Source organism: Streptomyces sp. NPDC006610 (genome assembly GCF_040611575.1).
Classification (GTDB): Bacteria; Actinomycetota; Actinomycetes; order Streptomycetales; family Streptomycetaceae; genus Streptomyces.
Map to the genome: position 1 here is coordinate 26,475 of NZ_JBEXOP010000019.1, position 14,731 is coordinate 41,205.

Consider the following 14,731-nt stretch of genomic DNA (forward strand, 5'->3'; position numbering starts at 1 on the left):
CTTTTCCCGGTTCTTTCCCTTATTTCTCCAAGCAGGAAGACTAGTAGATTGCGACAGAAGACCCTGAACAGGGGAATGGTCGCGGCGGCCGCCGCGACGAGCATTCTGTCCCTGTACGGCAGCCCCGCCCTCGCCGATTCGCAGGCGGAAGGGGCGGCCAAGAACTCGCCGGGCGTCGCGTCCGGCAACACCGTCCAGGTCCCGGTGCACGTGCCGATCAACCTGTGCGGCAACACCGTGGACGTGATCGCCGCGCTCAACCCGTCGTTCGGCAACGCCTGCGCCAACGACGGTGACGCGGCCGGGACCAAGGACGCCGCCAAGAGCGCGCCCGCCACCAAGAGGTCCGGCGGCACGCCCGAGGACGACACGTCCGGCACGGACCGGGCGGGTGCTCCCGAGGACGACGCGTCCGGCACGGACCGGTCGGGCGCTCCCGAGGACGACGCGTCCGGCACCGACCGGTCGGGCGACGACGGCGGCTACGGCGACATCGACGGCGCCTACGACGACCCGGACGCGTCGGCGGAGGGCCTCAGCGAGGGTTCGCCCGGCGTCCTGTCCGGCAACACCATCCAGGTCCCGGTCGACGTGCCGGTCAACGTCTGCGGCAACAGCGTCAACCTGGTGGGCGCGCTCAACCCGGCGTTCGGCAACGAGTGCGAGAACGGCGACGAGGGCTACGGCACGCCCCCGAAGACGCCGCCGGTGAAGGAGAAGCCCCCGGTCAAGGAGAAGCCTCCGGTCGAGGAGGAGGAGCCGCCCGCCCCGGAGGAGGAGGCCCCGCCGGTTCACGAGGAGCCCCCCGCCCTGCCCGAGACCGGCAGCAGCGAGAACCTCATGGCCGCCTCGGGCGCCGGCGCCGCCATGATCATCGGCGGCGCGATCCTGTACCGCCGCGCCCGCACGGCGTCCCGCAGGTAACCACGCCCGCACCCGCGCACACCCCCACCCCGCCCCGGCGACGCCCGACCGTCGCCGGGGCGGGGTGTTTTCCGGCCCTTCCCGCAAAGGCGGCCGGTGCGGAACGCCCCGAGCGCCGTGCCGCCCACGCGGGAACACCTCGGCGCGGGGCGCTCCAAGGTGCCGTACGGCCTCCCCGGGGGCGCCCCGCGCCGTACCGCGCCCTCAGCCCTGCGCGACCGGAGTCGAACGCCTGCCCCCCGGCGCCGGGATCCGGGCGCTCCACGGGCCCTTGCGCAGGCGGGAGCCGACGCCGCGCAGCACGGTCGGGGCCGTGAACGTCGCGCCGTAGACGAAGCGCATCGACGGGCCGAAGGCCGTCGCCGTGGGCAGACCGGCCAGGAACAGGCCCGGCTGGGAGGTCTCGAAGTCGCGCCCGACCGCGGGGGAGCCGTCGGGTTCCGTGGCGAGCGAGGCGCGCAGCTCGTCGGAGAGGAGACCGAGTCGGTCGGCACGCGGGCGGAAGCCCGTTGCCGCGATGACATGGCCGGTCTCCAGCGAGCGCGTGCCGGCCGTGCCGTCCGCCGCCCGGTGGGCGATCTCCAGGCGCACCCCGTCACCGGCGGGACGGGCCGCCGTGACCTCGTGCCCCAGCAGCACCTCAACCGCCGGTTCCACCCGGTCCCGTACCCACCAGGCGCCCGCCGGGCCCAGGGCCGTCGCCGTGATCGCCGCCCGGCGCCGGCCGGGGAGCCGATGGAAGAGGCCGGGGCGCTCCGCGTAGAACCAGTTGCGCCAGCCGGGGCCCAGGCCGCTGTGCGGGGAGCGGGCCGACTGCCACCAAGGGCGCTCCCACGGCGGCGGGACGTCGTTCCAGCACAGCCGGTCGGCGCGGGCCAGCACCCGCACGGAGGTGCCCTGTTCGGCGAGCAGCGCCGCCGTCTCCAGGGCCGCCTGACCGCCGCCGACCACCGTGACGTCCCGCCCGCGGAACCGGTCCAGGTCGCGGTGGTCGCTGCTGTGGGTGACGCGGGAGGAGCCGAGGCCGCGCAGCGCCGCGGGGATCTCCGTGAACGGCATGACGCCGACGGCCAGCACGACCGTACGGGCGTACAGGACCGCGCCGTCGTCCAGGACCGCCTCGAAGCCGTCCGGGCAGGGCGCCAGCCGGGTCACCGTCCGCTCGTCGACCTCCGGCACCGCGTGGCGGGCGAACCACAGGCCGTACTCGGCGAAGGTCTCCACCGGGATCGGGTGCCCGTGCCGGGCGTCGACGCCCAGGCCCGCGCAGTACACGTCGAGCCGGCGACGTCCGGTCGGGTCGGACAGGTTGGACGCCCACGGCTCCGACTTCAGGAACATGCCGCGCGGCATGTGGTCCCGCCAGGACGCCATCGGCCGCCCGTGCACGCGCAGCCGCAGGCCCGCGGCCGCGGCGTGCGCCGCGACGGACAGTCCGTAGGGGCCCGCGCCCACCACCAGGAGGTCGTACATCAGCAGTTGCTCGCTTTCTCGTCGTCGGTCAGGGCGGCCGGCACGGCGGCCGGCTCGGTGGTCGGCGGGGCCTGGCGGGCAGGTGGGACGGGAGCCTGCACGGGGGCCGCCGGCCGGGTGTGCAGCCGCTCGGCCAGCCGGCGCAGCACGTGCCGGGTCCACAGGGCGCTCATGGCGAAGCCGGGAGCGAGGTCGTCGCCGGCGTGCCAGGCCAGCTCCCGGCCGCCGCGCGTGGGGCGCGGCAGGTTCAGCGGGGCGTAGTTCTCCACGACGAACGTCCGCCCGGGCCGCGGCGCCCCCTCCGGCAGCGGCCGGTGCGTCAGGTCCAGGTGCAGGGCGCGGACGACGTCCAGTCCGGCGGCGTCGGCGAACAGCCGGAACTGCGCGCCGGGGCGCGGGTTGAAGTCCAGCAGGTGGTAGCGGCCGGTCGTGGCGCAGCGCCGGAAGTCCAGGTCGAGGACGCCCCGGTAGCCGAGCGCGGCGACGACGCGCTCGGTCAGCGCCGTCACCTCCGGGTTCGGGGTCCACTCGCCGACCGCCGTCAGCCCGGCGGTGCGGGGCCAGGCGTGCAGCTTGCGCCCCGTGCCCCCGCCGCGCACCGCGCCGGACCGGTCGGCGTAGCCGTGGCTGAACCAGTCCAGATCGGGCCCCGGCGGCAGGAACTCCTGGAGCAGCAGCCGGCTGCCCGCCTCCGGGGAGCGCTCGTACAGCTCCCGCGCCTCCTGCGGAGAGCGCACCAGGACCGTGCTGCGCAGTCCGCCGCCGGGCGGCAGCAGCCAGGGCCGGCTCCACTTGGCCACCACCGGCAGCCCGAGCCGCCAGGCGTCCGAGGCGGCTTCCGCGGGGCCGTCGGGGATCAGCGTCCGCGGGTGCGGCACGTCGAGCGTGGCGCACAGGGCGGCCAGTTCGGCCTTGTCGGCGACGCGTTCGGGCAGCGCGGCCGGCGACTCCGGGAGCAGGTAGGAGGGCGCGAGGACCTCCCGCGCGCTGTCCACCGCGACGGCGCCCGCGTCGTCCATCGGGATCAGCACGGCGGGCCGCTCCACCTTCGCGGCCACCCGGCGCAGCACGGCGGCGACCTCCTCGGCCGTGGCGTCGGGGGCGGGCGGCGGATGCAGCCGGGTGACGTACCGGGAGCTGCGGACGGGACTGCCCGCGCAGTCGGCGACGACGTGCACGTCCACGCCGGCTCTGCCGAGCGAGCGCACGGCGCCGAGGGTGCCGTGGTGAAAGGGATTCCGGTCCGTCCGCAGCAGGACCGCGGGGACTCGGGTGTCGAACAACGACACGGTCGTATTTCCTTCGGGTCGATTTCACCCGTGCGGACCGGCGACACACTCGTACGCCACAGCCGCACTGGCGGAAAGCACACTCATATGACTGGGTGTCAGTAACTGACCGAGTGGAGAGGAGCAGGCATGGCCGCAGAGCAGCGACGGTCCCGGTTGCGCCGGGCGGCGTGCGTCGTGGCGACGATCGCCGCGTCGGCCGCCCTGGCCGCGGGTCCGGTGTTCGCCGCGGGCCTGGGCGTGGTGGTGACCCCGCCGTCCGCTCCGCCGCCGCCGCCCCCGCCGGCGACCCGGCCGATGCCGTTGCCGCCGGCCGCCCCCGAGGCGGAGGCCGAGGCCGAGCCCGCCTTCGGCGCCTACCTCCACTACGGGGAGCAGGGCGTGGCCCGGATGGCCGAGCTGAGCCGCTGGCTGGGCGGCGCCGACCTGCGGGTCGGGCACACGTATCTGCCGGGCGACCGGTGGAGCAACATCGAGGGCGCGCCCGCGTTCCTCCAGGCCTGGGCCGACTGGCGCGCCGCGCGCGAGGACCGGATCTTCGTCCTGAACGTCCCCATGCTGGAGGGCAACGAGGAGAAGTTCGACGACGCCGAGGTGCGGGCGCTGCTGCGGCAGGGCGCGGCCGGGCGGTTCGACCACCACTTCCGTGCGCTCGCCCAGCGGCTGGTGGGGCTCGGGCTGACGGACACCGTCCTCGTGCTCGGCTGGGAGATGAACGGCGAGACCTACACCCATCGCTGCGGGCCCGACCCCGTGGCCTGGAAGCGGTACTGGAACCGGATCGTCACCGCCATGCGCGCCGTGCCGGGCCAGGAGTTCCGGTTCGACTTCGCCCCCAACCGCGGCCGGGACGCCATCGCCTGGACCGAGTGCTATCCGGGCGACGACACGGTCGACGTCATCGGCATGGACTCCTACGACCAGCCGGAAGGGGTCACCTTCGACGAACAGGTGAACGAGCCGTACGGCCTCCAGGACCACGTCGACTTCGCGAAGGCGCACGGCAAGCCGGTCTCGTACCCCGAGTGGGGCCTGTTCCGCAACGACGACAACCCCGTCTACATGCAGCGCATGCTCGACTGGATGGACCGTCACAGGCCCCTCTACAACACGCTCTCCGACTACTGCCCGCACGGGGTCTGGCAGTGCGACGCGAACCCGCAGTCGGCCGCCGTCTACCGGTCGTTCCTCTACGGCCGCGGCGCGGAGAAGAAGCCCGCCGACCAGGTCACGCCGCCACCGGCGCCCACGGCGCCCACCGAGCCGCCCCAGGACTGCTCGCCCCTGATGCCGGACGACTGGATGGAGCACTGGCTCGGCGGGGAGCTGTGCGTGAAGCTCGACTGGTGGACGCGCATCCGGTGACCGTTCCCCGGCGGGTTCCGGTGACCGTGCTTCAGGAACTGCGGTCACCGTCGCGCTCCTTCCGGCGGCGCAGCAGCTCCCCGCCCAGCCGCCGCAGGCCCGCCCCGTACAGCGCGGCCCGCAGCAGCGGGGCCGTGCGCCGCCGGGCCAGCAGCAGCCGCCTGTTGACCACCGGCTCGGGGCGCCAGTGGTGCTTGTACGGCTCGTTGCCGCGCAGCAGGCTCAGCGTGCCGGGTCCGCCCGGCCGGACGTGCTCGGCGCAGGCGTCCAGCAGCATCACCGCCACGTCCGCCCTGCGCTCCCGCAGCCGCGGATGGGCGCCGTACAGGTAGCCGCCCGCGAGCCGCCGGGACAGCAGCGTCAGGTCGACGGCCACCACCTCGCCGTCCAGCCGGAACTCCGTCACCACGGCGTCCCCGGAGAGCACCATCGGCCCCGCCGAGCGCACCAGATGGTCGCGGAACCGGGGCCGCAGGTGCTCCGGCGTCACCCCGCGCCCCTCCCACTGCAGCCGGTGCAGCTCCAGCATCCGGCCCAGCGTCCGCTCCGCCTCGCCCGGCGGTACGACGCGCCGCTCGACGCCGAGGGCCTGCAGCTTGCGGAGCTTGGCGCGGAACCGTTGCCGGGCCTTGGCCGACGGCAGCCGGTCGATCAGGCCGTCCATGGGCAGGGCGGGCAGTTCCAGGCAGACCGAGTCGTCCACGCGCCGGCGCGGGCCGGTCCAGCGGTCGTAGACGCGTTCGACGGCGGCGCCCGGCCGGACCTCCCGGAAGTCGATCAGCGCGGTCCGGGCGGCCTGGGCGAGCCCCTCGGCGAGCGCGGCGACCGCGGCCTCCCCGTGCTCGTCGTCGAGCAGGACGTCCGCGTAGTCGGAGATCGGCCCGCCGAGCGGGACCAGCGCCGGCAGCGGGCGGTGCACGCGCATCAGCGGGGCCGCCGCGACGAGTTCACCGCCGGAACCGCCGAGGGCACCCGAGCCGTCGGAGACGCCCGCGCCGCCCGCGTCGTGGGCACGGACCAGGATCAGCCGCAGCCCGCCCGGGCTGCCGTACGACAGCCACCAGGAGTGCAGCCAGGCGTGGCTCTGGAACGGCGTCGCGGAGGGCGAGCGGGCGTGGAGGCGGGCCCAGGCGGGGGCGAGGCCGGCGAAGGCGCGCTCGTCGGTGACGACCTCCGTGCGGTAGACCGGCGCCGGGGGACGCCGTACCGGCGCCGCCTCCGCGCGGTAGCCCGCCGTCACAGCGGCCGGTGGGCGTCGACGGAGACGGCCGGGCCCGGCACGGAGGCGGCGCGGCCCGGGTCCTCGGCGGCGCGCCGGGGCCTGACCAGCAGCGCCAGTCCGCCCAGCAGCCCGCCCGCGCTCGCCCCGACCAGCCCGGTCACCGGCGCGGACGCGGAGGACGGCTCGGCGGGTTCGGGGGCGCGGGCGAACTGCCGCAGCTCGACGCGGGTGTCGTCGGAGGCGTCGCCCGCGTGCCGGGTCAGGGCGCGGGCGACCGCGTTGGCCATGTCGGCGGCGACGTCGGGGCGTGCCGAGTCCGCGGAGACGGCCACCATCGGGGCGTCCGGCGAGGTGGCGGTGCGCACGCTGTCCCGGAGGGTGCCGACGGGGACGCCCGCCCACACCTGCGCGTCCCCGAGCACCGCCAGTTGCGTGGCGACCTTGCCGTACGCCTGCGCGAAGCCCAGGGCCGCGGCCGGGTCCGACTTCTCGGTGGGGACGGCGACGACATAGCTGGTCGCCGTGTAGGTGGGCGTGTGCAGCACGCCGTACGCGCCGCCGAGCAGTCCGCCCGCGAGGACGCCGGCCGCGAGCAGCGACCACGGGGGCAGCGTCCGCAGGCGGGACAGCGGGCCGGGGGCGGGGGTGTCGGTCATGACGTGCGGGCTCCCTGGGGTGACGGAGACGGGGACGGTGAAGGGGCCGCTGCCGGCGACGCGGCCACGGCCGGGGGAGGGGCCGGGACCGCGGGCGCCGTCGCCGGCGGGCGCGGGGCGGCGAGCGCGGTCGCGTAGACGTCCATCAGCCGGGCGGCGCTGCGGGTGATGCAGTAGTGCCGGGCGGCGTCGGGGGCGGTGCGGGGGCGCGGGCCCGCCGCGCGGGTCTCGGCGACGGCGCGGGCGAACTCCTCCGGGCCGCCGGTGATCCGGCGCGCGCCGGGCGCGCTGTGCGGGGGCAGGTCCTCGACGGCCGGGCAGGACGCGTACAGCACCGGCAGCCCCGACGCCAGCGCCTCCACGACCGCCAGCCCGAACGCCTCCTCGGGCGAGGGCGAGACCAGCACGTCCATCGCGTCGGTGAGGGACGGCAGGTCGGGTCCGGGGGAGCCGTCGGGCAGATAGGGGCGTTCGCCGGTGAACAGGACCCGGTCGGCGACCCCGGCCTCGTGGGCGGTGCGCCGCAGCACGTTCTCCTCGGGGCCGCCGCCGACCAGCAGCAGCCAGTGGTCGCGGGGGAGGAGGGCGAGGGCGTGCACGGCGACGTCGAAGCGCTTGCCGGCGGCGAGGCGTCCCACCGCCCCGACGACGTACGCGCCGCCGGGCAGTCCGAGCCGCTGCCGGGTGCGCAGCCGCCGCACCGGGTCGAAGCGGAAACGGTCAAGGTCGATGCCGTTGGGCACCACCTCGACGCGGGCCGCGGGCACGCCCCAGCGGCGCAGCCGGTCGGCGACCGTGGGGGAGACGGCGACGGTGGTGCTGCCCAGGCGCTCCCCGGCGAGGTAGAGCGCGCGCACGCCCGGTGTCAGCCGGCGGCCCTCCATCCGGGAGTCGCCGAGGGAGTGCTCGGTGGCGACGACCGCCCGCACCCCGGCGATGCGGGCGGCGATCCGGCCGTAGAGGCAGGCCCGGTACAGGTGGGTGTGGACCAGGTCGTAGCCGCCGGCGCGGATGTGGCCGACCAGCCGGGGCAGCGCGGCCAGGTCGCTGTTGCCGGCCATGCCGAGGCAGGTCACGCGCACCCCGTCGGCGGCCAGTCCCTCGGCGACCGCGCCCGGGTTGGTGAGCGTCAGGACGTCGCAGTCGACGGGCAGATGCCGCAGCAGCAGCCGCAGTTGCTGCTCCGCGCCGCCGACGCCGAGGCCGGTGATGATGTGCAGCGCCCTCATCACACGCCCTCCACGGGACGGCGGCGCAGCCGGTGCAGCCGGTGCTTCAGCAGCAGCCGTACGCCGGTGTCCCGCTGCCCGATGTGGACGCGGGGCAGGGCGTGCGGGCCGGTGAGCGGGCCGGGGTCGATCGCGCAGGCGTACGCGTACCCGGCGTCCCGCACGGCGCGCACGGCGCGTTCGTTGAGCGTGCCGTACGGGTAGCAGAACCCGGCGACCGGAGCACCGGTCAACTCCGAGAGCAGCGCTCTGCTGTCGGCGGTCTCGGCGCGCAGGGTCGCGTCGTCGGCGCGGGTGAGGTCGACGTGCGTCAGCCCGTGCGAGCCGATCTCCACGCCGGCCTCGGCCGCCTGCCGGACGCCGTCCGCGGTCAGCAGCGGCTTGCGCGGGCCCAGCGGGTCCCAGGCGTTGTCGCCGCCGAGCCGTCCCGGCAGCACGAACAGGGTGGCCGAGCAGCCGCGCCGCAGCAGTACCGGCAGCGCCGCCCCGACGAAGTCGGCGTAACCGTCGTCGAAGGTCAGCCCCACCAGGCCCGCGTCCTCCCCGCGGGCGCGCGCGGCGAGCAGCTCGGCCACGGACACGCCCCGCAGCCCGCGCCGGCGCAGCCAGTGGAGCTGGTCGTCGAGGCGGTCGGGGGTGACGGTGATGCGGTAGGGGTCGTTCGAGCAGTCGCCCACCGAGTGGTACATCGCCACCCAGGGGACGGGAGCGGGGCGGGGTGCGACACGTGTGCCGGCGTCAACGGGTACGGACATGCGGAAGCCTTCGGGTCGCGGAACGTACATGACGGAGTGCCGAGGTCACGCCCTGGTCGCCCAGGGCGCGCCCGAGCAGGGCGAAGACGACGATCACGGTCGGGCAGCCGGCGAGCAGACCTGCCGCCGGCGCGTCGGCCCGGCTCGCGGCGTACGCCCCGGCCGCCGTGGCGACCGCCGCCGCGAGCACCGGCCGGCCCAGCGCGCCGAGCACCCGCCGCACCCGCACCGGCACGACGCTGTGCGGCGCCCGCCGGCCCCCGCGCTCGCGCATCCCGGCGAGCAGCAGCGCGGCGGTCAGGGTGATGCCGGCGGCATTGGCGGCGGCGATCCCGTGGACGCCCAGCGGACCGGCGCTCAGCGCGCCGATGCCCGAGGTGGCGGCGATCCCGGCGGCCATCGCGCCGAGCGGGTACCAGGAGGGCCGGCCGTCCGAGAAGTACGAGCGGACCAGCGCGCCCACCAGCGTCTGGCCGAGCAGCCCGAGCGCGTACACCCGCATGACGCTCGCGGTCGCCGCCGTGTCCGCCGCGCCGAACGCGCCGCGCTGGAACAGCACCTCGACGATCTGCGGGGCGCACGCGACGACCACGGCGGCGCCCAGCAGCACCATGCACGCCGCCAGCGCCAGATCACGCTCCACCCGGTCCCGGGCCCGCCCGGTGTCGCCGTCGGCCAGGGCCCGCGCCACCACCGGGAAGGTGACCGTGCACAGCATCAGCGACAGCGTCATCGGGACCTGCGCGACCTTCTGCGCGTAGTTCAGGTGCGAGATCGCCCCCGGCTCCAGATGGGAGGCGAGGAAACGCTCGATGAGCACCTGCGACTGACGGCACAGCGCGAACAGCAGCACCGCGCAGACGACGGCGGCGCCCATTCGCCGCTCCGGCCCGGACGCCGCCCCGGCCGCCCCGACGGCCGCCTTCCCGCGCAACTCCCGCCACAGCGCCGGCAGCTGTACGGCCACCATCAAGCAGCCGCCCGCCGCCACACCCACCGCCGCCGAGCGCACCCCCCAGCGCCCGCCCAGCGCGACCATCGCCGCGATGATGCCGGCGTTGTAGGCGACGTAGATCGCCGCCGGCGCCAGGAAGCGGCGGTGGGCGCGCAGGGCCGCGCTGCAGTACCCGGCGAGCCCGAAGCTGAGGAGACAGGTGGCGGTCAGGCGGGTGCAGTCGACGGCGAGGGAGCGGTCGGACAGGCCCGGAGCGAGGGCGGCGACCAGCTGCGGGGCGGCGAGCGCGGTCAGGGCCGACGCGGCCACCAGTGCCGACGCCACGCGGGGCAGGGACGTGCCGACCAGGGCGCGGACCGGGTCGCCGGGGGCGCCCTGCGCACGCCGGGCCAGGGCAAGGCTGAACGCCGGGATCAGCGCCAGCGCCAGACCGTCCTCGATGAGCAGCGTCGCCGCGAACTCCGGGACGGTCCAGGCCACCAGGAAGGCGTCCGTCTCGGTGCCGGCGCCGAACAGCCGGGCCAGCGCCTGGTCGCGGGCGAGCCCCAGCAGCGCGCCGGCGACGGAGAGGGCGGCGGTGACGAGGGCGGCCCGGGCGAGGAAGCCGCGCGTGGCGGCGCGCTCCCCGGGAGGGCTCTGCGCGGGCCGGACGACGGCCGTGTCCTGCGAAGTCACCGTCATCGCCGCGACGCCCCCTCGGCCCGCCCGCCGGACAGCGCCCACCAGGCCGCCGCCCCGAAACCCACCGCCGTCAGCGTCGTGGAGGGCCCGCCGATGTCGGCGTAGCAGAAGTCGGTCAACTGCCACACCAGCAGCCCGCAGGCGACCAGCGCGCAGTCCGGCCCGCCGCCCAGCCGCCGGCACCGCAGCAGCCCCCGCAGGGCGCACACCAGCAGCGCCAGCCAGCTCCCCACGAGCGTCAGCAGCCCGATCAGCCCCTGCTCGCTCAGCACCAGCAGATACATGTTGTGCGGCGACAGCAGCGGCTGGCGCCGGTAGGCCACGCCCGCGCCCTCGGTGTCGCTGCCCGACGACAGAGCCAGCGGGGCGTGCGCGTCCCGGTGCTCGGGAAAGCCCTTCAGCCCCACCCCGGTCAGCGGCCGCTCGCGCCACATGCCCACGGCCGCCGCCCACATGCTGTACCGGTCGGTCACCGACTGGTCGGGGGAGTCGGCGACCTGCGTGATGCTGGCCATCCGCTCCTGCAGCAGCGCCGTGCCCACACCGAACCCGCCCACCAGCACCACGCCCGCCGCCACCGCCGCCGCGCCCACCGCGAGCGCCCGCCGCGCCCCGGCGAGGGCCAGCTGCACCGCGCAGGTCAGCGCGGTGGCGATCCACGCGCCCCGGCTGAACGACAGGGCGAGCGGCGGCAGCAGCAGGAGCGCGCACCCGGCCGCCGCCCACCGATGCCTCACCGGCGCCCCGCCGCCGAGGGCCAGCCCGAGCGCGCAGACCACGCCGAGGGAGACCACGCTCGCCATCCCCATGACGTCCTGCGGTCCGAAGGTGCCGACAGCGCGGATCGGCTGCCCCTGGTACGAGGCCCCGGTCCCGGTCGCATACTGGTGCACGCCGACCGCCCCCTGCCACACGGCGAGCCACACCAGCGACCAGGCCACCAGCCGGAAGTCGCCCCGGCCGCGGATCAGCAGCAGCACGGCCGCCGGCACCAGCACGAACACCTGGAGGTAGCGCCCCAGGCCGGTCAGCCCCGCCCCCGGCGACGCCGCCCCGGTCGCCGCCACGGCCAGGCCCGCCACCGGCAGCCCCAGCACCAGCGCGGCCGTACGGGACAGCGGACGGCGCCGCTGCCGCAGCAGCCGTACGACGCAGAACCCGACCAGCACGGCGGACGCCGCGTCGGCGGGGGTGGCCCCGCCCCCGCCGCCGGGGCCCACGGGCAGCCCCAGCAGGGCGACCACCGCCACCACGGGCAGCACGGGCGTGGCGGGCAGCGGGAAGGGGCGGGGCAGCGCCGGGGCCAGGCTCATCGCTCAGCTTCCCGTCTGGCGCACGAGCGCGGTCGCGGTGCGCAGCAGGATGCAGACGTCCTGCCACAGCGACCAGTCGTCGATGTAGGCGTTGTCGAACCGCGCCCGGTCCTCGATCGAGGTGTCGCCGCGCAGCCCGTTGATCTGGGCGAGACCGGTCAGCCCGGCCGGCATCCGGTGGCGGGCCGCGTAGCCCGGGTAGGTCTGGCTGAACTGGGCGACGAAGTAGGGCCGTTCGGGACGCGGGCCGACCAGGCTCATGTCGCCCCGGAAGACGTTCCACAGCTGGAGCAGTTCGTCCAGCGACGTCCGGCGCAGGAAGCGGCAGAACCACGGCATGTCGTGGGCGTTGGCCACGCTCCAGCGGGTCGCCGCCTCGTGCTCGTCCACCGGGCGGTGGGTGCGCAGCTTCAGCAGCGTGAACGGGCGGCCGTCCAGGCCGATCCGCTCCTGCCGGAACACCACGCCCGGCCCGTCGTTGATCCGCAGCACCAGCGCGCACACCAGCAGCAGCGGGCTGACCGCCAGCAGCAGCGCCCCGGACACCACCACGTCCAGCACCCGCTTGCCGGCCCCGCCGCGCCGCCCCGCGCCCCAGTCCAGGGGGCGGCAGGAGAAGCCGGCGAGGTGTTCGCGCGCCCCGTGGGAGGGCGGGTCGGCGTCGAGTTCCCACACCGTGCACCCCGACTCGGCGAGCGCCCGCAGCACGGGCTCCTGCTCGGACCGCACGCTGGGGTGCACGGCGAGGACGTCGCGGACGCCGTTCTGGATCAGCGCCCGCTGGACCTCCTCCCCGGTCGTCAGCACCGGCAGCCCTTCGCCGCCGTCCGCCCGCTCGGTGACGATCCCGACCGGCCGCACCCCGCACGCCGGGTGCCGCAGCACCGCCGCGGCCACCCGCCGCGCGGTCGCCGCCGGACCGACCACCAGCGCCGCGCGCGGATGCCGCAGCAGCGCCGCGCGCCGCCGCCGGTGCACGAGGGCGCGGGCCGCGCAGCCTGCTGCGGCGTGCACCAGGTACCCGGCCGCGAGGGTGCGGGCGGGCAGGGCGTGCTGCGGGGCGCACGCGGCGGTCAGGGCGGCGAGGGCCAGCCAGGCCACCGCGATCCGCCCGCACACCGTCGGCAGTTCGTCCAGCACGCCCTGGAGCCGCCGGGGCGGCCGGTGCGGGCGCAGCAGCAGCGCACCGGCCACCAGCAGGGCCGCCTGGAACGGGCGCTGCCCGGCGAGGACCGCGGCGGCCGGCAGGGCGGCGGCGAGGTCCGCGGCCAGCAGCGGCAACGGAGACGGCGGACGGACCGGGGGCCGGCGGACGGGAAACCGGAACCCGGCGCCGGCGCGGCCGGGCGCGGGCAGGACCGAGACGTGCGCGCCGGGCGCCGGGACGGTGCCCTGCGCGGGGTCGGCGGCGGTGCTTTCCGTACTCACGGGTGGCTGGGCTCCCTGTGCTCGGTGGGCACGGCGTGTGCCGCGGGCCCGGCGGCCGGTTGCGGGTGGTGGGGGTGGGTGGCCGCGCGGGCCGTGTGCCGTACGTCGTGCGTGGGGGTGGGGGTGGGCGTGGCGGTGGTGGTCGCCGGGGTGCCGGTGGCTGGTTGGGGGTGGGTGGCCGCGCGGGCCGTGTGCCGCACGTCGTGCGTCGGGGCAGGCGCGGGGGCTGCGGTGGTCGCCGGGGTGCTTTCCGTACTCACGGGTGGCTGGGCTCCCTGTGCTCGATGGGCACGGCGTGCGCCGCGGGGACGGCCGGGACCGCGCCCAGCAGCGCGCGGTACAGGTCCGCCACCGCCTCGGCGGTCCGCCGTACGTCGTGCGCGGCCAGGACGTGGCGCCGGCCCCGCTCGCCGAGCGAGGCGCGCAGCGGCGGGTCGGCGAGCAGCGCGGCGATCGCCCGGGCCAGCGCGGCCGGGTCCTCCGGCGGTGTCAGGCAGTGCGCGGCGTGCCCGGGCGGCAGGCTCTCGCGGGCGCCGTCCACGTCCGTCACCACGACGGCCCGCCCGCAGGCCATCGCCTCCAGCGGGGCCAGCGCCATTCCCTCCCAGCGGGACGGCAGGACGACGAGGTCGGCCGCCTGGTACCAGGGCACGGGATCGGCGACGTCCCCCGCGAACAGCACCGGCTCCGGGGCGCGCAGCCGGTGGCGGTCCGGTCCGTCGCCGACCAGCGCGAGCCGCGCCCCCGGCCTCCGCCGGACCACCTCCTCCCAGGCCGCCAGCAGGACGTCCTGGCCCTTCTGCCGGCACAGCCGCCCCACGCAGACCACGAGGGGCGCCTCCGGATCGTCGTCCGGGAGCAGCGCGGCCCGGGCGGCGGCGGAGGGGGCGGGGCGGAAACGCGCGGTGTCGATGCCGTTGGGGACGACCGTCCACCGCGCGCGGACGCCGGCCCGCTCCCCCGTCTCCCGCTCGGCGGCGCTCACGCACACCGTCCGGTCGGCCCAGCGCGCCCCGAACCGCTCCCACCCCAGCGCCAGCGCCGCGGCGGGTCCGCCGACCGCCTCGAACGACCAGGCGTGCGGCTGGAACACCGTGGGGATCCGCCCCCGCACCGCGAGCCGCACCGCGAGCCCCGCCTTCGCGCTGTGCGCGTGGACCAGGGCGGGCCGCACCTCGTCGACGAGCCGCGCGAGCCGGCGCACCTCACCGGGCAACGACAGCCCCGGCGCGCGCGTCGCCCGCCACGGCCGCACCTCGGCGCCCAGCGCCCGCAGCGCACCGGCGAGCGGCCCGTCCGGGCAGGCGACGGCGACGCGGAGCCCGGCGGCGAGCTGAGCCCGGGTCAGATCGGTGACGTACCGGGCGACACCGCCGTCCACGGGCTGGGCCACGTGCAGGACCCGTGGCGGGGGATCGGTTGCTGACTGGTGCATGCGCGG

13 protein-coding genes are annotated in these 14,731 nt (G+C 76.8%); 2 read left to right on the forward strand and 11 right to left on the reverse strand.

Annotated features, from left to right (window positions below; genetic code table 11):
* Nucleotides 1–48 precede the first annotated feature (48 nt).
* The gene (locus tag ABZY13_RS17380; RefSeq protein ID WP_356631489.1) at nt 49–924 is read left to right on the forward strand and encodes a chaplin; all 876 of its coding nucleotides are present in this window, start codon (nt 49–51) and stop codon (nt 922–924) included.
* A 204-nt stretch (nt 925–1,128) separates the two neighbouring features.
* Here the strand turns inward: ABZY13_RS17380 and ABZY13_RS17385 are convergent, their stop codons facing one another.
* On the reverse strand, nt 1,129–2,397 hold the full coding sequence (locus tag ABZY13_RS17385) for an FAD-dependent oxidoreductase (RefSeq protein ID WP_356631491.1): 1,269 nt from the start codon (nt 2,395–2,397) through the stop codon (nt 1,129–1,131).
* Nucleotides 2,397–3,686, reverse strand: a complete 1,290-nt coding sequence (locus tag ABZY13_RS17390; protein ID WP_356631493.1) for an ATP-grasp domain-containing protein — start codon at nt 3,684–3,686, stop codon at nt 2,397–2,399. The genes ABZY13_RS17385 and ABZY13_RS17390 overlap by 1 nt, the downstream gene beginning before the upstream one ends.
* Before the next feature lie 129 nt (nt 3,687–3,815).
* Between ABZY13_RS17390 and ABZY13_RS17395 the strand changes: the two genes are divergently transcribed.
* Nucleotides 3,816–5,051 (forward strand): glycosyl hydrolase, encoded by a 1,236-nt coding sequence (locus ABZY13_RS17395; protein ID WP_356631495.1) that lies wholly within the window; start codon nt 3,816–3,818, stop codon nt 5,049–5,051.
* 31 nt (nt 5,052–5,082) lie between these two features.
* Here ABZY13_RS17395 and ABZY13_RS17400 read toward each other — a convergent pair whose 3' ends face one another.
* Genes ABZY13_RS17400 through ABZY13_RS17440 form a run of 9 tightly spaced genes read right to left on the reverse strand, consistent with a single transcriptional unit; the run spans nt 5,083 to nt 14,725 of the window.
* Nucleotides 5,083–6,291, reverse strand: coding sequence for a GNAT family N-acetyltransferase (locus tag ABZY13_RS17400; RefSeq protein ID WP_356631497.1), 1,209 nt, complete (start codon nt 6,289–6,291; stop codon nt 5,083–5,085).
* Entirely contained in the window at nt 6,288–6,929 is a 642-nt protein-coding gene (locus ABZY13_RS17405; RefSeq protein ID WP_356631499.1) for a lipopolysaccharide biosynthesis protein, read from the reverse strand. The genes ABZY13_RS17400 and ABZY13_RS17405 overlap by 4 nt, the downstream gene beginning before the upstream one ends.
* Complete coding sequence (locus tag ABZY13_RS17410) at nt 6,926–8,158, reverse strand: glycosyltransferase (protein ID WP_356631501.1); 1,233 nt, start codon at nt 8,156–8,158, stop codon at nt 6,926–6,928. Before ABZY13_RS17410 ends, ABZY13_RS17405 begins: the two co-directional genes overlap by 4 nt.
* Nucleotides 8,158–8,913, reverse strand: a complete 756-nt coding sequence (locus ABZY13_RS17415; protein WP_356631503.1) for a polysaccharide deacetylase family protein — start codon at nt 8,911–8,913, stop codon at nt 8,158–8,160. The genes ABZY13_RS17410 and ABZY13_RS17415 overlap by 1 nt, the downstream gene beginning before the upstream one ends.
* Nucleotides 8,897–10,549, reverse strand: a complete 1,653-nt coding sequence (locus ABZY13_RS17420) for a lipid II flippase MurJ (protein ID WP_356631505.1) — start codon at nt 10,547–10,549, stop codon at nt 8,897–8,899. The genes ABZY13_RS17415 and ABZY13_RS17420 overlap by 17 nt, the downstream gene beginning before the upstream one ends.
* Nucleotides 10,546–11,862, reverse strand: a complete 1,317-nt coding sequence (locus tag ABZY13_RS17425; protein WP_356631507.1) for an O-antigen ligase family protein — start codon at nt 11,860–11,862, stop codon at nt 10,546–10,548. Before ABZY13_RS17425 ends, ABZY13_RS17420 begins: the two co-directional genes overlap by 4 nt.
* Nucleotides 11,863–11,865: 3 nt before the next feature.
* Nucleotides 11,866–13,290 (reverse strand): exopolysaccharide biosynthesis polyprenyl glycosylphosphotransferase, encoded by a 1,425-nt coding sequence (locus ABZY13_RS17430; RefSeq protein WP_356631509.1) that lies wholly within the window; start codon nt 13,288–13,290, stop codon nt 11,866–11,868.
* Entirely contained in the window at nt 13,287–13,550 is a 264-nt protein-coding gene (locus ABZY13_RS17435; RefSeq protein WP_356631511.1) for a hypothetical protein, read from the reverse strand. Before ABZY13_RS17435 ends, ABZY13_RS17430 begins: the two co-directional genes overlap by 4 nt.
* A complete protein-coding gene (locus tag ABZY13_RS17440; protein WP_356631513.1) occupies nt 13,547–14,725 on the reverse strand; it encodes a glycosyltransferase in 1,179 nt (392 codons plus the stop codon). Before ABZY13_RS17440 ends, ABZY13_RS17435 begins: the two co-directional genes overlap by 4 nt.
* Nucleotides 14,726–14,731 lie beyond the last annotated feature (6 nt).